Consider the following 18,940-nt stretch of genomic DNA (forward strand, 5'->3'; position numbering starts at 1 on the left):
AGCTCGCTGTTCAGATAGAACCAGAAATTTTATCACAGCCTGGAGCCCGGACACGTACCCAGACCAGGACAGTGGCCAGACCGACCGGCAGCCAGCTGATGAACCACTCGGCACGCGGGGTACCCGTCAGACTTGCGGCGTCGAATTGCATTGCGAGGGTCGAAAACAGCCACAGCCCCATCAGGCCCTTGCCAAAGGTAGTCCCGCGTGCGCGCCAGATTTCGTGCAACACACACACCCACACAGCCAACCACAGCAACATGCCCGGAATACCGATCTCGATGGCAATATGGGAAAACATATTATGCGTGTGGTCGAACTGCTGCCCCGCCGCCGCTACCTGATAGAACGCCCCCAGGCCAAGCCCCAACCAGGGATGCTCTGTAATCATCTGCAAACTGGCCTGGAAGATTTCCGGACGGAAGGACGATCCACGCTGCATGATCATTGAATACATCACAATGAATCCGATGATCGCTGCGACCACCGTGGCAGCCGAAATCAGGCAACTACGACGGTCCCGACACCACAACGGCATGGCGACCAGCGATATCAACAACCCCAAGGCTGCTCCGCGACTCTGGCACAGAATCAGAAATGCCCCCAGCAACAGCAGCGCGCTTCCCCAGAGCACCTGGACCCAGCGCTGCTGAGGTGGCCAATGGAGCATCCAGACTACGGCTGCGGCGATGACATAAGCGCCAAGAATTGGATGCGAAATCTCACCTATACCCCATAATCTGGCGCCCCATGGCTTATCCAGAACCCCGTAGTAATAGATGATGGAGTAAAGCGCTGCCACTCCTAGCCCTATGCCTCCCCATACCATCAGCTGCATCACGCGCTGTACGCCAAGACTGGCCAGGAGAGGGAAGAACAGCAGAAAAACGGCAATGTAGAACAGACGCTTGAACTCACGCCCGAGATCATCCGCGGCCGACCAGGACAGGCTCAATGCAGCCCAGCACAATAGCAGACAGACGGACAGGCATAACCAACGTTGAACGCTCCACACTTGCGTGTACATCTCACGTGCAGACCAGAACAACACCAATGTCGGCAACCAGAGAAAGAGGATCAGGCCTTGCTGATAGATTTTGTTGCTCGGCGCCAAGGCAATTGCCACCAGAAACCATAAAAAACCGACCGTCAGCCAAACCTGCGCCCAGCGCCTTGCATACATCATGCTTCTCCCCATCCATTCACTAACATCACCATGGTGCATCCTTGAACTTTTCGGCATTATTGCCGGTCATTTTGCTTGCCCGATGACAAGGCCCTTACCCATGCAATGTTCCCGGCTCCCCCAGGTCGACTTCAATCAGCTGATACTCGGCGCCCAGATCCTGGAGGCCGACAGCTACGGCGCTAAAGTCTACCTGTTAACAGACGGCAATATCCTCAAGCTGTTCAGGCGCAAGCGGTTAATTTCATCTGCGCTGCTGCGACCTTACTCGAGACGCTTTATCGACAACGCGGTGATGCTAAAGAAAAAGGGAATTCCTACGCTTGAAGTGCTGGAGTACTACAAGCTGGACGCACCAGGAATGACTGCGGTGCTGTACCGCCCACTGCCAGGCAAAACCTTGAGCCAACAGTCCCGCGAACCCGGCTTCAGCTGGCAGGAGCGTCTGCCGGAACTCATAGGACTGGTGCGCCATCTGCATCAGTCAGGCATTTACTTCCGCTCTCTGCACCTTGGCAACATCGTTGTCACACCGGACCAGCAACTTGGCTTGATCGACGTCGCCGACATGCGTTTCCTGCGGGCGCCTTTGTCCAGCCGAATGATCAGGCGCAATGTGCAACATTTTGCCCGGTACATAGCCCGGGAGCAGTTGGCGGACAAATTCCCCCTGGCTGACCTGGAGCGCGCATTGCTGCCGTAGGAGGCTCAGCGCTTGCCCAGCAGCGCCCTTGAAGTCTGGCTGAAGCGTTGCCAGGCCTCATCGGGCTGCAAGGCCTGGTATTGAGCGCGGGCAACTGCGCTTGCCTCAAGACCCACGCAGGCGGTGATTGCGTCGCTCCAGGCGGCCACATCACCCGCCGGCGCATAACGGCCCGCACTTCCCAATTGCTCGCGGAAAACTGCCAGTTCACTACACAAGACTGGCACATCGGCCATTACCGCCTCTTGCAGAACCAGACCCAGACCTTCGGAATGCGAAGGAATCAATAGCCAGTCAAACGCCCTGTAGAGCTTTTCCAGCCCGACGCAATGCCCTGGCAAAGAGACTTTCTGAGCCAGGCCCAGCGCCTGGACCCGAGCTTGCAACTGTGAGCGCAAGTTGCCCTCCCCCAGAATCACCAGGCGCAGATCGGCCTGCTGCCGGGCAACCTGGGCGAAGGCATCGAGCAAGTAGTCAAAGCCCTTGCTATCGACCAGCCGGCCGACTGCGCCCAGGACACGAACGCCATGCTCGGTGAGCCCCATCGCCTGTCGCGCTTGTTGTCGATCAAGCAAGCCGCAGCGGAAACCATCAGGCTCAAGTGCAGTACGCAACACCTGCACCGGCACCCCGAGGTCCTGCTGCAAAGCGTTGGCGAGGGTTTGTGAAACGGCGACAACCGTCAAGCGGGAGGCGGGGAAGGTGCGCAACAAGGCGATATCGGCCCGACGCAAACGGGTCTTGCCATGAAACACGACCGTTGCACGAAGATCCGGCATGACCTTGAGCACCGGCAGTATCAAACGCGAGACGCCCAGCCCGTCAATCAACAGAACCTGGGCGTTGACCTGCTCCAGTGCGTCGCGAAACCGCCTGCCCAGCCACGGACGCAGTGCTCGCCAGACATGCCTCCCCTTGAGCAGGCGATGAGACAGATGCCACTCGCGCGTCGATCCGCTGCCATAGCACGCGCCCTGCCCTTGCAACAGCCAACTGCTGACTTCTGCCCCAGGCTCGGCCTGGGATAGTATCTGCTGATGCACCTTGTGCACCGAAACATACGGCGAACCGCCAGCCCACATGATGTTGACGATACTCACAGGGAGACACCCCCTGTATCGGACTGGAACCCCGTCAAAACGGCAGAATCAATTCCCAAGAAAGCCAATACCGACTCCCACTGCCAAGCCGATCAACAACGTCACTGCCAGCTTGACCCGCTCGCGCTGACGCCGGCGGGCTTTACGCTGACGCTCTTCAGGCAGGCTCACGTGCATGCCAAAGCCGGTGTGCAACACGGCATCGCCTTCCAGGCTCACACCGGTCAGGTTCAACTCGGCATAGCGTTTTGACAGTGCCTTTTCACCAGCATAGGCGGCGAACGGCGCGCAGCGCTGATAATCGCTCAAGCGGCGCAGACCCGGGTTCAGCGAGAAGCTTTGCCATTCAGGTTTGTCCGACAGCAACGGATAGCAGGGAACGCCGGCAATCACCTGGCGCTCGCCAAGGTGGATATAAGGGCTGTGCAGTTTCAGGTCGTAGACATAACTGCGCAACCAGACCTGGAGCAGTTCGGGGCTGACCGCCAGGATCGCCTGGGAGTCTTCGACAAATCCAGGCCGGTAGAACTCCCAATCATCCTCGCAGTGAAAGATGTAAGGAGTGTTTACATGGCTGTAGGCCAAGTCGATCGAGGCAAGCTGCCCCAGTTTCGGGCGATTGACGAAAACCTTGCAATGCGGTTTCCAATGCTCAGGCACAGCCTCGTGAACCGCTTCATCTCCCGAGTCCTCGGTGATGAATACTTCACGAATAGGCGCGGTATTGAACCGATCAAAGCTTTCCAGCGTAAGTTTTAACAAATCGAAGCGTCCGCAACTGGTGACAACCAGTGTTACGTCGCTATCTTGGCAGAATCGCACCGGACTCCCTCCCCATAAACTGTATTCAAATGTTCGAGACTACTTCCCTGGCTTCAGGACAGCCGGCTCATATGCCCAGTCTCAAACGCAAGCGTTGCCAACCGGTCAGGGCTGGACGGGGACGAAGAGGTGGCTGCATTTTTTCCACGATGCTACGACCTACCTGAGCAAAGCTGAATTGCGAAACGGCCAGATCACGGCCGTTGTTGCCAATGCACTCGACCAACTCGGGGTCGGCACGCAACACTTTCAGCTTCTCTTGCAACTGGGCAATGCTGTCATAGAGCACCACGTTATGCATGTCTTTCAGGCCCAGGGCGCGATTCTCTGCTTCACCCTGGTCAAAGGCCAGCAAAACGCAGCCACAGGCCATCGCCTCGAAATTCTTGATCATGTATTCGCCCATGCCGACATCCGCACTGACAAAAAAGCGGATACGGTTGAGCGTGTCGCAATACTCTTCACCCGATTTGGTGCGGGTCACCAGCAGGTTTTCCACCTGCGCCAGTTCGTCGAGCAGCGCTTTGCGGCCACTGTAGGCAACACTGTTGGTACTGCCGACGAACGCCAGTTCGATATCCCGCTCACGGCCCTGGTCGGCCAGCAACTGCTGGTCATAACCCTTGGGTACGAACTCGGCATCGAAACCCTCCTGACGCAGCCGCTCGCTGACCATGTAACCGGAACTGATCACCCGCGCCCAGGGCAACTGACGGTAGTGGGTGCTGAACTTGCCAGTGTATTTGCACGGGATGTAGTTCTGATAGGCATCATGTTCGAGGATGACCAGATTGGGCACCGTACGAATGAACCCGACTTGGCGAATCTCCTGCTTGAAGCGCAGAAAGAACACGATCCGATCGTACTTGTCGACATCGACTTCGCGGCGGAAATAGCCACGCAAGTTGCGTTGCTCGTCACTGCTCAGCCAGCGCAGGTCGCAGTCGCAATGCGCTGCAACGCCGTCGTACAAGCGATCAAGGATTGCTCGCTGCTCTTTCTGCACCAGAAATAGAACTTTCATTGTCTTCCTTGCGGCGCTCGGGCCACCGCTTTCAATCTTGCAGTGTCATGCTCAGAGATCACGACGCCAGAACAGTTCATGGCGACGCACAGCCTTGCGAAAGAATTCGTTCTCGCCATAAGGCGAAGGGCTACGCCCGGCCAGCCAGCGTTGCAGCAGGCGGCGCAGACGGCGCTTGAACGGTGCAGGCGGCTGCAGGTCGTGCATCATGCCCAGGGCCATGGCCTTGTCGCGCTGGACCGGCAGCTCCAGCAACAGGCTGTAGGGGGCCCAGGCCTGGGTCGCTTGCAGTTGCGGCGGCAAGGCAACACCTGCACCGCTATCGCCCATGGGCCAGCGGTCATTGTCATGCAGGTGATTGGCATAACACAGCAGGGTTTCAGGTTGCCATTCCAGCCCCTGCAGCGCCTCAAGCACCGCAGCCTGGGCGCAGATGTGATCGGGGTGCGGATCGAGGGTCGGGTGCGGCATCACCAGCACTTGTGGCCGGGCTTTTAGCAACAGCGCTCGCACATCGGCCAGCAGGTTGTTCCAGGTCGGCGCGCCGTCCTGGTCACCCGGCAGGGTCAGCGGGTTGAACTGACGGAACAGGCGCGTATCGGCAAGCCCGGCCTCGCGTGAAGCCATCGGCTCTGCAGGTGCGGCCTGCATGGCCGGGAGCTGCAAGCAGAAATACCCAAGCTGCACGCAATGAGACTCCGGCACGCCTGCCCAGCGCGGCACGGCGATACTGTCCCAGGCTCGCAAGCGACCCTTCAGACACGCAGCCTCGGCCTCTTCCAGGCCCATGCGCTGGTAATGTTCGGCTTCGATTTCACCGGCGGTCAAAGTCACCACCCAGGTTTCCTTGGCCTGACTGTAAAGGCCAAACGCTGCGAGTTCGGCATCATCGGCATGGGGCGCGATGACCATGACCCGGCGCTGACGAAGATCGGCCCGAGGGCTTACCCACAGCGTTGCTTCGCCCACCAGGCGGCAATGGCGCCCACGCAGGCGCAGGCGTCCAGCCAGCAACGGCTCGGCCAGCCCGGTCAGGTTCAGGTAGCGCACGCCGTTTACGCCCCGCTCGAAAGTCTGAACGTCTTCACTGCCCAGGTTTACCGCTGGATCGAGGAAACGCCCCAGCCAGCTGCTCTTGAGGCGCACCTGCAAGATTAGCGTTTGGTCACCGCCAAGCTGCAGCGGCGACTGCAGGCGCACAAGGCCATCGACCAGCGTGGCAGGATGGGCCACGCAGTCTGACGGGAACTGATACTGATAGTCCTCGGCCGGCGAGTAGAACAGATGATCGGCAAACCACGCCTCATGCGCCACCCACAGCAGCGGCAAAAGCAACAGCGGTAGCCACCACTGGACAAAAATGCCCAGGGCGAGCAGCACCAACAGGCCGATCAGCAGCCCCAGGCGCTTGTTGCGCCGATGGCGCTTGAGCAACTGCTGCTTGCGACTCACACCTGAAACACCGGCACGGGGTTGCACCAACGGTCCTTGTACTCACGATCGGCTCGGCCGAAGGAGAAACGCAGGGGCTTGTTGCGCGCACGGGCGTCTTCCCAGGCAGCCTGGGTATTGAGGAAGCTCAGTACGCTGCCAGGGCTGAACGCCTTGGTTTGCGGATCAACACCACCGTTGATGTATTCAACGCTGATCCACTCGGGCGCTTCAACCCGATAGACCAACTGGATGGCAATGGGCGCATCGTCAAGAAACAGCACCGAACCGATCAACAACGTGCGCAGGCGCTCGATCACCTCGGCCATGCGCTCGGCACCGGTGGCCGGGAACTCCCAGCGGCGCTGGAACAGGTCGCAGTAGATCGCGGCAAGCTCGGCACTGGAAAAGTCCGTGACCGGCCGCACCTGGCCACCCGCCTCTTCCAGCAAACGCAGTTCGCGGCGCTGGTTGTAGCGAAACTTCTTCGACAGGTCTTCCGGTGTACGCGCCATGGCCAGCGCTTCGGTCTGCGCCTTGAGGTTGGTAAAACGGCCCTGGTTGAGCTCGGACAGGTAGCGTCCGGCGTGGCGCAGCGACGCCTGGGCATCGACAGCGGCCGGCAGGATCAGCTCGGCGTTGCCCAGGTCATACAGGCCTTTTTTTCCCTGACGCTTGAGCACATCCTTGGACAACGCCAGATAGCGGCCCCAAGTGGGAATCGCGGCCTTGAGCTCGCCATTGTGCTCCCACCCCAGGTAACGCACCGGGATCTGTGCAAGGTCAGCCAGCTGTTCGATAACCAGCGGATGGGTGGCAACACTGCCACCAAATTTTTGCCAGGCTTGAGCATAGGTTGGCGCATCGATCTGCACCCAGCCACGCTCGCGCCAGCCTTGAATATGGTTGAGCATCAAGCCTCCGCCGTCAGCGCACGAACGTGCGGCAGTTGCCAGAAGGCCTCGCGTACCGCGGCATCGGAGAAACGCTCACGCAGCCGCACCAGCATATGCTCGGCACACTCCTGGCGTTGCCCTGCATCCAGCGCCGCCAGGTGCTGCAAACCTTGTCCCAGGCGCTCGGCGTCGCCCAGCGGGAACAGGATGCCGACACCCTCGACCACCTCGACCGCACCACCACAGGCCGTGGCCAGCAGCGGCACGCCGGCGACCATGGCTTCAAGCAGCACCATGCCGAATGGCTCATGATCAGAGCTCAAGGCGAAGGCATCGAAAGCGCGGAAGTAGCGGCGGGCGTCAGGCACCTGGCCGAGAAAGTCCACCTGCCCAGCAATGCCGAGCGCGGCGGCCTGATCCTTGAGCGCTTGCTCAAGACGGCCCTTGCCAAGGATTGCCAGGCGCGCGCCAGCCGGCAGTTGCGGCTGGGCCTGGGCAAAGCCACGCAACAAAGTGGCCTGGTCCTTGTCCGGATGCAGGCGGCCGACATTGCCGACGATCCATGCCTGCGGGTCCAGGCCCAAGGCCTCGCGCGCTTGCGCGGCGGGCACCTGGCTGGCCTGCAGCGCCTCGATATCGATGCGGTTGTAGAGGGTCTGGATACGCTCGACCGGCCACTTGGGCAGGCATTTGCGCATGTCGTCACGCACCGCATCAGAAACGCCGAGCAGGCTCAGGCGCTTGCTGAACAGGTTGGCAAACAGCTGGCGGCTGCCACGCAGGTAGTCACCAAAAGCGTGATGCACGCCAACCACCGGCAAGCGGCTGCCGAGCAAGGCGATATAGATCGGCTTGAAGCGGTGCGCGATGCAGAAGCTGAACTGGCGGCTGGCGACGATCCGCCGCAATGCGCGGATCGCCCCCAGCTTCAGGCCACGGATTGCCTTGGAGCTGAACTCGAGGAAGATCACCTCATCCGAGGCGCAGCCCGCCGCTACCTGAGGATCGGCGGCGCCAGTAAGGAACACCGTGGTGACCTTGTAACCGCTGCCGGCGAACAGGCTGGCGTACTGGCGCGCGCAATCCAGAAACGGACCGTCATAACCATGACAGAACTGCAGGACGCGTTTTTCAGCCCTGGACGTCATAAGTGTCCGCGCCGTCCTTGACCACCAGGATGTCTTCCATGATCAGGTACTGCAGGTCCGAGCCGAAGAACATGTTCAGCGCATCGGTCGGCGAGCAGATCATCGGCTCGCCACGACGGTTGAGCGAGGTGTTCAGCGACACGCCGTTGCCGGTCAGGGTCTCCAGCGCTTTCATCATGTCGTAGTAGCGCGGATTGTACTCGCGCTTGAGCACCTGGGCCCGCGAGGTGCCGTCTTCGTGGACGACTTCCGGCACGCGGGTCTTCCACTCTTCAGCCACTTCGAAGGTGAAGGTCATGAACGGCGCCGGGTGATCGATCTTGATCATCTGCGGCGCAACGGTGTCGAGCATCGACGGGCAGAAAGGCCTCCAGCGCTCGCGGAACTTGATCTGGTGGTTGATGCGGTCGGCAACGCCTTCAACGCTTGGGCAACCGATGATCGAGCGCCCCCCGAGGGCACGCGGGCCGAACTCCATGCGGCCCTGGAACCAGGCCACCGGGTTGCCATCGACCATGATCTTGGCGATCTGCTCGGGCATGTTCTCCAGCTTGCGCCATTTCGGCTGGCTCGGGTGACGGGCACAGGCGGCGATCACGTCTTCGTTGGAGTACGCAGGGCCGAGGTAGACATGCTCCATCTTCTCGACCGGCACGCCACGGGCGTGGGACACATAGGCAGCAGCACCGACCGCGGTACCGGCGTCACCGGAAGCCGGCTGGACGAACAGTTCCTTGAGGTCAGGACGGGCGATGATCTTCTGGTTGAGCTTGACGTTCAGCGCGCAACCGCCGGCGAAGGCCAGCTTGCCGGTCTCTTTGAGGATGTCGCCCAGGTAGTGGTCGATCATCTGCAGGGCGAGCTTCTCGAACAGCGCCTGCATGCTCGCGGCGTAGTGAATATACGGCTCGTCGGCGATGTCGCCTTCGCGTTTCGGGCCCAGCCACTCGATCAACTTCGGCGAGAAGTAGAAACCCTTGCCCTTCTCTTTATAACGACGCAGGCCGATGACGTTGGCGTAGTCGGTGTTGATCACCAGCTCGCCGTTCTCGAACGAGGCCAAGCGCGAGAAGTCGTACTTGCTAGCATCGCCATAAGGCGCCATGCCCATGACCTTGAACTCGCCATCGAGCATTTCGAAGCCGAGGAACTCGGTGATCGCGCCGTACAGGCCACCCAGGGAGTCCGGATCGAAGAATTCCTTGATCTTGTGGATCTTGCCGTTTTCGCCGTAGCCAAAGAAGGTCGTGGCGTACTCGCCTTTGCCGTCGATACCGAGGATCGCGGTTTTCTCTTTGAAACCGGAGCAGTGGTAGGCACTGGAGGCATGCGCCAGGTGGTGCTCGACCGGCTCGATCTTGACCTTTTTCGGGTCGAAGCCCAGCTGCTCCAGGCACCAGACGATCTTCTTGCGGTAGCGCTTGTAGCGACGGTTGCCCATCAGGATGGCGTCGAGGGCGCGATCCGGGGCATACCAGTAACGCTTGGCGTAGTGCCAGCGAGCCTCGCCGAACAGGCTGATCGGGGCGAACGGGATCGCCACTACGTCAACGTCGGACGGTTTGATACCGGCTTGCTCCAGGCAGAACTTCGCCGATTCGTAGGGCATGCGGTTCTTTGCATGTTTATCGCGCACGAAGCGCTCTTCTTCAGCGGCGGCAATCAGCTTGCCGTCGATGTACAGGGCCGCGGAAGGGTCATGACTAAGGGCGCCGGACAGGCCAAGAATCGTCAATGCCAAGGGTCTAGCCTCTTCAATCTGTATATATGCACGCAGGCACTTGGGGCGAGCGGCAGCCAAAGAGCGGGATTATAACGCAAAGCGTAGGAGCGGGCTTGCCCCGCGATTGCATACAGTCAGTCATAGCGCATCGCGGGGCAAGCCCGCTCCTACAGCAGCTACTCGGCGATCAACCAATCCATCCGCCAGCTACCCTGGGTCTGCGCCAGCACCTGCGACAGCCACGGCAACAGCGCACGCAGCTCTTCTTCCAGACCCCACGGCGGGTTGGCGATGGCCAGGCCCGAGCCGTTGAGGCCCTGGGGGCTGTCCTGCGGATGCACATACAGTTCGACCCGCAGCAGCTTCGGCGCCCCGGTGCTGGTCAGGTCCTGGTAGAAGCGCACCAGCTGGCGCTGGTCCTTGATCGGATACCAGATGGCCGCGACGGTCTGGCGCATGCGGCTAATGGTCTCTTTCATCGCCTGGGTACAGCGCTTGAGCTCGTCAGCCTGCTCGAACGGTGGGTCGATGAGCATGACCGCGCGTTTTTCCTGCACCGGCAGCAAGGCCCGCGGCACATGCCACCCCTCGCCCAGGTGCACGGCGACGCGCGGGTCCTTCTTCATGTTGTCCTTGAGCAGGCGACCGTCTTCGGGGTGCTTCTCGTTGAGCAGCACGCGATCCTGCTGGCGGGCCAGGCGCCGCGCCAGCTCCGGGGAGCCCGGGTAGTAGCGCAGCTCGCCGTCAGGGTTCATCTTGCGCAGGATGCGCAGGTAGTCTGCAGTAACTTCCGGCAGGTCGTCGCGCCCCCAGAGGCGGCCGATACCTTCCAGCCACTCGCCGGTGCGCGTCGCCTGATCGCCCTGCAGGTCATAAAGACCCAGGCCGGCATGGGTGTCGAGGTAGGCGAACGACTGCTCCTTGCGTGACATCAACGCGATAAGGCGGGTCAGCACAAGGTGTTTGAAGACGTCGGCGTGGTTGCCGGCGTGGAAGGCGTGACGATAGTTCATGGCAACTCCTGCAAGACCGCGCAGTTTACCTTGTCCCGCAGGCGACGTCAGGCGCGGACTGCCAAAACGACAACGGCCCGGCCTCTTGCGAGACCGGGCCGTTGTCAGGCGAAGCTCAACAGGCGATCAATGACCGACCTTGAACGCCTGGTCTGCGGCTTCGAAGCGCGAGACCATCGTCTTCGACGGGCTGCCGGCCTTGCTGACGAAGTAGATCGCCAGGGCGCCGAGGATGAAGCCCGGGATGATTTCGTACAGGCCCCAGATGGAGAAGTGCTTCCACACTACCACGGTGATTGCACCCGCCAGGATGCCGGCCAGTGCGCCGTCGCGGGTCATGCCTTTCCACAGCACCGAGATCAGCACGACCGGGCCGAAGGCGGCACCGAAGCCGGCCCAGGCGTAGCTGACCAAGCCCAGAACGCGGTTCTCGGGGTTGGAGGCGATCAGGATGGCAACCACGGCCACCAGCAGCACCATGGCACGACCGACCCAGACCAGCTCAAGCTGCGAGGCACCCTTGCGCAGGAAGGTCTTGTAGAAGTCTTCGGTCAGGGCGCTGGAGCACACCAGCAACTGGCAGCTCAGAGTACTCATGACCGCTGCCAGGATGGCCGACAGCAGGACACCAGCGATCCAGGGGTTGAAGAGGATCTTGGCCAGTTCGATGAACACACGCTCGTGGTTCTCGGTAACGGGGCCTGCGACCTCAGGGTGCGCCGAGAAGTAGGCGATACCGAAGAAACCAACGGCGCAGGTACCGACCAGGCAGAGGATCATCCAGGTCATGGAGATGCGACGGGCTTTGGCGATCGACTTGACCGAGTCAGCGGCCATGAAACGCGCCAGGATGTGCGGCTGGCCGAAGTAGCCCAGGCCCCAGCCCATCAGCGAGATGATGCCGATGAAGGTCGTACCCTTGAGCATATCGAAGTTGCCCGCATCCTTCAGCTCGATGGCAGCGAAGGTGGTATCGAAACCGCCGGTTGCGATCAGTACGATCACCGGAGTCAGGATCAGGGCAAAGATCATCAGTGTGGCCTGGACGGTATCGGTCCAGCTCACCGCCAGGAAGCCACCAACGAAGGTGTAGGCAATGGTCGCCGCTGCGCCAGCCCACAGCGCGGTCTCGTAGGACATGCCGAAGGTGCTTTCGAACAGACGGGCGCCGGCGACGATGCCGGAAGCGCAATAAATGGTGAAGAACACCAGGATCACCACCGCGGAGATGATCCGCAGCAACCCGCTGTTGTCTTCGAAGCGGCTGGAGAAGTAATCCGGCAGGGTCAGTGCGTCACCGTTGTGTTCGGTCTGCACGCGCAGACGGCCGGCAACGAACAGCCAGTTCAGGTAGGCACCGACGATCAGGCCGATGGCGATCCAGCTTTCCGACAGGCCCGACATGTAGATGGCGCCCGGCAGACCCATCAACAGCCAGCCACTCATGTCCGAGGCACCAGCCGAAAGCGCGGTAACCACGCTGCCGAGGCTGCGACCGCCAAGAATGTAGTCAGAAAGGTTGTTGGTAGAGCGATAGGCCATGAAGCCGATCAGCACCATTGCCGCGATGTAGATCACGAACGTGATCAAGGTTGGATTGCTTACACTCATTGTTGCGCCCTGGCGTTTGTTTTTATGTAGCGACAGCCTCAGAGGAGGTTGCACCCAGGCCGCGAATCCTATGCAACAACGCAAAGCGGGTGCAACCTGTTTTTACAATCAAGTTGCACCTCGTCGGATTTTTTGCGTAACAGCGGCTTTTTGCTCCTTTTTGGAGCAAGAAGGCATATTTTCAGAAGAAAATGCACCAGAAACAGCCGTTTTGGCTGTAGGGATTTACCCTCCAGACGAGTAGCACTTTTTTCCTGCATTTTTTGGGTTGCACTAGGTTGCACCCAAAATCGCGCACGGCTAATCTTGGCGCCAGCTTAAGCCACAGCCTGTGGCAATAATGAGGATAAGAAATGGCGACGACCACCCTTGGGGTCAAACTCGACGACCCTACCCGTGAGCGACTCAAAGCAGCTGCGACGTCCATCGACCGCACGCCGCACTGGTTGATCAAGCAAGCGATCTTCAACTATCTGGAGAAGCTCGAGGGTGGCGCCACCCTGACCGAACTCAACGGTCAGCCAGGCATTCATGCCGACGATGCCGGCGAAGTCCAGGCCGATCACGCCCACCAGTGCTTCCTCGAGTTCGCCGAAAGCATCCTGCCGCAATCGGTATTGCGCTCGGCCATCACCGCCGCCTACCGCCGTCCTGAGCCGGAAGTGGTACCGATGCTGCTGGAGCAGGCACGCCTGCCGGCCGCCATGGCCGAAGCCACCAACAAGCTGGCCGCCGGCATTGCCGAAAAACTGCGCAACCAGAAGAGCGCTGGCGGCCGTGCCGGTATCGTTCAGGGCCTGCTGCAGGAGTTCTCCCTGTCGTCCCAGGAAGGCGTGGCGCTGATGTGCCTGGCCGAAGCGCTGCTGCGCATCCCCGACAAAGGCACCCGTGACGCCCTGATCCGCGACAAGATCAGCACCGGCAACTGGCAGCCGCACCTGGGCAACAGCCCGTCGCTGTTCGTCAACGCTGCCACCTGGGGCCTGCTGCTGACCGGCAAGCTGGTCTCGACCCACAACGAATCCGGCCTGACCTCTTCGCTCAGCCGCATCATCGGCAAGAGCGGCGAGCCGATGATCCGCAAGGGCGTCGACATGGCCATGCGCCTGATGGGCGAGCAGTTCGTGACCGGCGAAACCATCGCCGAAGCCCTGGCCAACGCCAGCAAGTTCGAAGCCAAGGGTTTTCGCTATTCCTACGACATGCTCGGCGAAGCAGCGTTGACCGAACATGACGCACAGAAGTACCTGGCCTCTTATGAGCAGGCCATCCATTCGATCGGCAAGGCCTCTCACGGTCGCGGCATCTATGAAGGCCCGGGCATCTCGATCAAGCTCTCGGCCCTGCACCCACGCTACAGCCGCGCCCAGTACGAGCGCGTCATGGACGAGCTGTACCCGCGCCTGCTGTCGCTGACCCTGCTGGCCAAGCAATACGACATCGGCCTGAACATCGACGCCGAAGAAGCCGACCGCCTGGAGCTGTCGCTGGACCTGCTCGAGCGCCTGTGCTTCGAACCGCAACTGACCGGCTGGAACGGTATCGGCTTCGTTATCCAGGCCTACCAGAAGCGCTGCCCGTACGTGATCGACTACGTCATCGACCTGGCCCGTCGCAGCCGTCATCGCCTGATGATCCGCCTGGTAAAAGGCGCCTACTGGGACAGCGAGATCAAGCGCGCCCAGGTCGAAGGCCTGGAAGGCTACCCGGTCTATACCCGCAAGGTGTACACCGACGTTTCCTACATTGCTTGCGCTCGCAAGCTGTTGTCGGTGCCGGAAGTCATCTATCCGCAGTTCGCCACCCACAACGCCCACACCCTGTCGGCCATCTACCATATCGCCGGCCAGAACTATTACCCGGGCCAGTACGAATTCCAGTGCCTGCACGGCATGGGCGAGCCGCTGTACGAGCAGGTTGTCGGCAAAGTCGCCGATGGCAAGCTGAACCGTCCGTGCCGCGTGTATGCACCGGTCGGCACCCACGAAACCCTGCTGGCCTACCTGGTACGCCGCCTGCTGGAAAACGGCGCCAACACCTCGTTCGTCAACCGCATTGCCGACCAGTCGATCTCGATCCAGGAACTGGTTGCCGACCCGGTCGCCACCATCGAACAGATGGCCACCCAGGAAGGTAACGCCGGCCTGCCGCACCCGCGCATTCCGCTGCCGCGTGACCTGTATGGCGCCGAGCGGGCCAACTCCGCCGGTATCGACCTGGCCAACGAACACCGCCTGGCTTCGCTGTCCTGTGCCCTGCTGGCCAGTGCCCACAACGACTGGAAAGCAGCGCCGATGCTCGGTTGCGCCTCCAGCAACGAAGCGGCTGCACCGGTGCTGAACCCGGCAGACCTGCGCGATGTGGTCGGTCATGTCCAGGAAGCCAACGTCAGCGACGTCGACAATGCCATCCAGTGCGCGCTCAACGCCGCGCCGATCTGGCAGGCCACCCCGCCGGCCGAACGCGCCGCAATCCTGGAGCGTGCCGCCGACCTGATGGAAGCCGAGATCCAGCCGCTGATGGGCCTGCTCGCCCGTGAAGCCGGCAAGACCTTCGCCAACGCCATTGCCGAAGTACGTGAAGCGGTCGATTTCCTGCGCTACTACGCCGTCCAGGCGCGCAACGACTTCAGCAACGACGCCCACCGCCCATTGGGCCCGGTGGTGTGCATCAGCCCATGGAACTTCCCACTGGCGATCTTCAGTGGCCAGGTTGCTGCTGCGCTTGCCGCCGGTAACCCGGTGCTGGCCAAACCGGCCGAACAGACCCCGCTGGTCGCGGCCCAGGCCGTACGCCTGCTGCTCGAAGCCGGTATCCCGGAAGGCGTGGTGCAACTGCTGCCTGGTCGCGGTGAAACCGTCGGCGCCCGCCTGGTCGGTGACGATCGGGTCAAAGGCGTAATGTTCACCGGCTCCACCGAAGTCGCCCGTCTGCTGCAACGCAACATCGCCGGCCGCCTGGACGCCCAGGGCCGTCCGATCCCGCTGATCGCCGAAACCGGTGGCCAGAACGCGATGATCGTCGACTCCTCGGCGCTTACCGAACAGGTGGTCATCGACGTCGTGTCGTCAGCCTTCGACAGCGCTGGTCAGCGTTGCTCGGCTCTGCGCGTACTGTGCCTGCAGGAAGATTCCGCCGATCGTGTGATCGAGATGCTCAAGGGCGCCATGGCCGAAAGCCGTCTGGGTAACCCGGAGCGTCTGGCCGTGGACATTGGCCCGGTGATCGACGCCGAAGCCAAGGCCGGTATCGAGAAGCACATCCAGGGTATGCGCGACAAAGGCCGTACCGTGTACCAGATGGCAATCGCCGATGGTGAAGAGATCAAGCGCGGCACCTTCGTAATGCCAACCCTGATCGAACTGGAAAGCTTCGACGAACTGCAGCGCGAGATCTTCGGCCCGGTACTGCACGTAGTGCGTTACAACCGCAAGAACCTCGACCAGCTGATCGAGCAGATCAACGCCTCCGGTTACGGTCTGACCCTGGGTGTACACACCCGGATCGACGAAACCATTGCCAAGGTCATCGACAACGTCAACGCCGGTAACGTCTACGTCAACCGCAACATCGTCGGTGCCGTGGTCGGCGTGCAGCCATTCGGTGGTGAAGGCCTGTCGGGTACTGGTCCGAAAGCCGGTGGTCCGCTGTACCTGTACCGCCTGCTGTCGACCCGACCGGCCGATGCCATCGAGCAGTCGTTCCAGCGCACCGACGGCGAAAATGCTCCGGACACCCGCCTGCGCGACAGCATGAGCAAACCACTGCAAGCCCTCAAGGCCTGGGCGGCGAGCAACCAGCTGAACGACCTGAGCGGCCTGTGCGAGCAGTTCGCCCAGCAATCGCAAAGCGGCATCAGCCGCCTGCTGGCGGGCCCGACCGGCGAGCGCAACAGCTACACCATCCTGCCGCGCGAGCACGTGCTGTGCCTGGCCGAGGTTGAAGCTGACCTACTGACCCAACTGGCTGCAGTACTGGCCGTGGGCAGCTCGGCGGTCTGGCCGGAAGGCGAGTTGAGCAAGACCCTGCGTAATCGACTGCCGAAGGAAGTGCAAGCGCGCATCCAGCTGGTAGCCGACTGGAACAAGGACGACATAGTGTTCGACGCCGTCCTGCATCATGGCGACTCCGACCAACTGCGCGCCGTGTGCGAGCAGGTGGCCAAGCGTGCCGGTGCCATCGTCGGTGTTCACGGCCTGTCGTCGGGTGAAACCGCAATTGCCCTGGAGCGCCTGGTGATCGAGCGCGCGCTGAGCGTCAACACTGCTGCTGCTGGTGGTAACGCGAGCCTGATGACTATCGGCTGATAGCCTGCGGCGCCTCTATCGCGGGTCAAGCCCGCTCCTACACTGGGAGCGGGCTTGACTTGTGATAGGCCTCACCCCGATTCCCCAGTATCACCCCCATCTATGGTGCTAGGCACCCTTGCGCCCCCCCTCATAGACTCGGCCCATCCCCAGACAGGAATGCCGCCATGTCCGAGACCCTGCTCAGTGCCCGCAACCTGGCCTTCGAACTCTACGAAGTGCTCGACGCCGAGGCCCTGACCCAACGCCCGCGCTTTGCCGAGCACAACCGCGAAACCTTCGATGCCGCGCTGAACACTGCGCGCACCATCGCCGAAAAGTATTTCGCCCCGCACAACCGCAAGGGCGACGAACAGGAGCCGCGCTATGAGAATGGCGAAGCGATTCTGATCCCCGAGGTCAAACCCGCCGTCGATGCCTTTCTGGAAGCCGGTTTCCTCAATGCCAGCCGTGACTTCGAGGCCGGCGGCATGCAACTACCGACGCTGCTCTCGCAGGCATGCTTCGCCCACTTCCAGGCCGCCAATGCCGGGACCACGGCCTACCCGTTCCTGACCATGGGCGCCGCCAACCTGATTGAAAGCTTCGCTAGCGAAGAGCAAAAACGCCTGTTTCTGCAGCCGATGATCGACGGCCGTTTCTTCGGCACCATGGCCCTGACCGAGCCGCATGCCGGTTCGTCCCTGGCCGACATCCGTACCCGCGCCGAGCCCGCCAGCGATGGCAGCTATCGCCTGCGCGGCAACAAGATCTTCATTTCCGGCGGTGACCATCCGCTGTCGGAAAACATTGTGCATTTGGTCCTGGCCAAGCTGCCGGATGCGCCGCCCGGGGTGAAGGGCATTTCGCTGTTTATCGTGCCCAAGTTCCTGGTCAACGCCGACGGCAGCCTGGGCCCACGCAACGATGTGCTGCTGGCCGGGCTGTTCCACAAGATGGGCTGGCGCGGTACCACTTCGACGGCGCTGAACTTCGGCGACAACGGCCAGTGCGTCGGTTACCTGGTGGGCAAGCCGCATCAGGGCCTGACCTGCATGTTCCAGATGATGAATGAGGCGCGTATCGGTGTCGGCATGGGGGCGGTGATGCTCGGCTATGCCGGTTACCTGTATTCGCTGGAGTACGCCCGCCAGCGCCCGCAGGGGCGCCTGCCAGATAACAAGGACCCGTCCGCCGCCGCCGTACCGATCATCAATCACAGCGATGTGAAGCGCATGCTGCTGACCCAGAAGGCCTATATCGAGGGCGCCTTCGACCTGGGCCTGTACGCCGCGCGGCTGTTCGATGACACCCAGAGCGGCGAGAGCGATGCGGTTCGCCAGCAGGCCCACGAACTGCTCGACCTGCTGACGCCGATCGTCAAATCCTGGCCCTCGGAGTTCTGCCTGAAGGCCAACGAACTGGCCATCCAGATTCTTGGCGGCCACGGCTACACCCGCGAATACCCCGTCGAGCAGTACTACCGCGATAACCGCCTGAACCCTATCCACGAAGGCACCCACGGCATCCAGTCGCTGGACCTGCTCGGGCGCAAGCTGGCACAGAACGGGGGGGCCGGGCTCAGGCAACTGGTCCGCTTGATCGCCACGACCTGCGAACAGGCCCACCCGCACAGCAGCCTGGATCGCCTGCGCGTACCGCTGGAGCAGTTGCTCAATCGCCTGCAGGAAGTCACCCTCGGCCTGCTTGCAGATCTGGCCCAGGGCCAGGTCAACGTAGCGCTGGCCAACTCGGCGCTGTACCTCAAGGCCTTCGGCCATTGCGTGATCGGCTGGCGCTGGCTGGAGCAGGCGATCCGTGCCGAACAGGGCCTGGCCCGGGGCAACCCGGCCGATCGCGACTTCTACCTGGGCAAGTTGCAGGCCGCGCGTTATTTCCTGACCTGGGAAGTGCCGGGCTGCCATAATGAGCTGGCATTGCTCGCAGCCCGTGACGATACCTGCCTGAGCATGCACGACGAGTGGTTCTGAGGGGGA

General features: G+C 61.5%; 13 protein-coding genes. 3 read left to right on the plus strand and 10 right to left on the minus strand.

The features are described 5' to 3' along the window. Window positions 1-10: 10 nt before the first annotated feature. Window positions 11-1,186, minus strand: a complete 1,176-nt coding sequence (locus tag F8N82_RS22595; protein WP_038999646.1) for an O-antigen ligase family protein — start codon at window positions 1,184-1,186, stop codon at window positions 11-13. A 100-nt stretch (window positions 1,187-1,286) separates the two neighbouring features. Here F8N82_RS22595 and F8N82_RS22600 point away from each other — a divergent pair, with 100 nt between their 5' ends. Then, entirely contained in the window at window positions 1,287-1,889 is a 603-nt protein-coding gene (locus F8N82_RS22600) for a toluene tolerance protein (RefSeq protein ID WP_038997486.1), read from the plus strand. A 5-nt stretch (window positions 1,890-1,894) separates the two neighbouring features. Here the strand turns inward: F8N82_RS22600 and F8N82_RS22605 are convergent, their stop codons facing one another. The 9 genes from F8N82_RS22605 to putP form a co-directional block, all read right to left on the minus strand. Continuing rightward, window positions 1,895-2,989, minus strand: a complete 1,095-nt coding sequence (locus F8N82_RS22605; RefSeq protein ID WP_038997487.1) for a glycosyltransferase — start codon at window positions 2,987-2,989, stop codon at window positions 1,895-1,897. Between the two features lie 48 nt (window positions 2,990-3,037). Then, window positions 3,038-3,811 carry a glycosyltransferase family 2 protein gene (locus F8N82_RS22610; protein ID WP_038997488.1) on the minus strand — a complete coding sequence of 258 codons (774 nt, stop codon included), beginning with the start codon at window positions 3,809-3,811 and terminating at the stop codon, window positions 3,038-3,040. A 67-nt stretch (window positions 3,812-3,878) separates the two neighbouring features. Beyond that, on the minus strand, window positions 3,879-4,835 hold the full coding sequence (locus F8N82_RS22615; RefSeq protein WP_038997489.1) for a glycosyltransferase family protein: 957 nt from the start codon (window positions 4,833-4,835) through the stop codon (window positions 3,879-3,881). A gap of 51 nt (window positions 4,836-4,886) precedes the next feature. Next, window positions 4,887-6,287: a PIG-L deacetylase family protein gene (locus F8N82_RS22620; protein ID WP_038997490.1), complete on the minus strand. Its 1,401-nt coding sequence runs from the start codon at window positions 6,285-6,287 to the stop codon at window positions 4,887-4,889. Next, on the minus strand, window positions 6,284-7,180 hold the full coding sequence (locus F8N82_RS22625; protein ID WP_038997491.1) for an antimicrobial resistance protein Mig-14: 897 nt from the start codon (window positions 7,178-7,180) through the stop codon (window positions 6,284-6,286). The genes F8N82_RS22620 and F8N82_RS22625 overlap by 4 nt, the downstream gene beginning before the upstream one ends. Next, window positions 7,180-8,310: a glycosyltransferase gene (locus F8N82_RS22630; protein WP_038997492.1), complete on the minus strand. Its 1,131-nt coding sequence runs from the start codon at window positions 8,308-8,310 to the stop codon at window positions 7,180-7,182. Before F8N82_RS22630 ends, F8N82_RS22625 begins: the two co-directional genes overlap by 1 nt. After that, entirely contained in the window at window positions 8,294-10,051 is a 1,758-nt protein-coding gene (locus tag F8N82_RS22635; RefSeq protein WP_038997493.1) for a carbamoyltransferase family protein, read from the minus strand. The genes F8N82_RS22630 and F8N82_RS22635 overlap by 17 nt, the downstream gene beginning before the upstream one ends. 158 nt (window positions 10,052-10,209) lie before the next feature. Next, entirely contained in the window at window positions 10,210-11,046 is an 837-nt protein-coding gene (locus F8N82_RS22640) for a 23S rRNA (adenine(2030)-N(6))-methyltransferase RlmJ (protein ID WP_038997494.1), read from the minus strand. A 126-nt stretch (window positions 11,047-11,172) separates the two neighbouring features. Beyond that, window positions 11,173-12,657, minus strand: a complete 1,485-nt coding sequence (gene putP / locus F8N82_RS22645) for a sodium/proline symporter PutP (protein ID WP_038997495.1) — start codon at window positions 12,655-12,657, stop codon at window positions 11,173-11,175. 353 nt (window positions 12,658-13,010) lie between these two features. Between putP and putA the strand changes: the two genes are divergently transcribed. Then, on the plus strand, window positions 13,011-16,964 hold the full coding sequence (gene putA / locus F8N82_RS22650; protein ID WP_150776735.1) for a trifunctional transcriptional regulator/proline dehydrogenase/L-glutamate gamma-semialdehyde dehydrogenase: 3,954 nt from the start codon (window positions 13,011-13,013) through the stop codon (window positions 16,962-16,964). A gap of 167 nt (window positions 16,965-17,131) precedes the next feature. Continuing rightward, window positions 17,132-18,934, plus strand: a complete 1,803-nt coding sequence (locus F8N82_RS22655; protein ID WP_038997497.1) for an acyl-CoA dehydrogenase — start codon at window positions 17,132-17,134, stop codon at window positions 18,932-18,934. Window positions 18,935-18,940 lie beyond the last annotated feature (6 nt).

This window comes from Pseudomonas fluorescens (assembly GCF_902497775.2).
Lineage (GTDB): Bacteria > Pseudomonadota > Gammaproteobacteria > Pseudomonadales > Pseudomonadaceae > Aquipseudomonas > Aquipseudomonas putida_F.

What these genes read in the sequence shown, in the direction of transcription:
- F8N82_RS22595 (WP_038999646.1), bottom strand. Translation starts at nt 1,186, where the DNA reads ATGATGTATGCAAGGCGCTGGGCGCAGGTTTGGCTGACGGTCGGTTTT.
- F8N82_RS22655 (WP_038997497.1), top strand. Translation starts at nt 17,132, where the DNA reads ATGTCCGAGACCCTGCTCAGTGCCCGCAACCTGGCCTTCGAACTCTAC.
- putP (WP_038997495.1), bottom strand. Translation starts at nt 12,657, where the DNA reads ATGAGTGTAAGCAATCCAACCTTGATCACGTTCGTGATCTACATCGCG.
- F8N82_RS22640 (WP_038997494.1), bottom strand. Translation starts at nt 11,046, where the DNA reads ATGAACTATCGTCACGCCTTCCACGCCGGCAACCACGCCGACGTCTTC.
- F8N82_RS22630 (WP_038997492.1), bottom strand. Translation starts at nt 8,310, where the DNA reads ATGACGTCCAGGGCTGAAAAACGCGTCCTGCAGTTCTGTCATGGTTAT.
- F8N82_RS22625 (WP_038997491.1), bottom strand. Translation starts at nt 7,180, where the DNA reads ATGCTCAACCATATTCAAGGCTGGCGCGAGCGTGGCTGGGTGCAGATC.
- F8N82_RS22615 (WP_038997489.1), bottom strand. Translation starts at nt 4,835, where the DNA reads ATGAAAGTTCTATTTCTGGTGCAGAAAGAGCAGCGAGCAATCCTTGAT.
- putA (WP_150776735.1), top strand. Translation starts at nt 13,011, where the DNA reads ATGGCGACGACCACCCTTGGGGTCAAACTCGACGACCCTACCCGTGAG.
- F8N82_RS22600 (WP_038997486.1), top strand. Translation starts at nt 1,287, where the DNA reads ATGCAATGTTCCCGGCTCCCCCAGGTCGACTTCAATCAGCTGATACTC.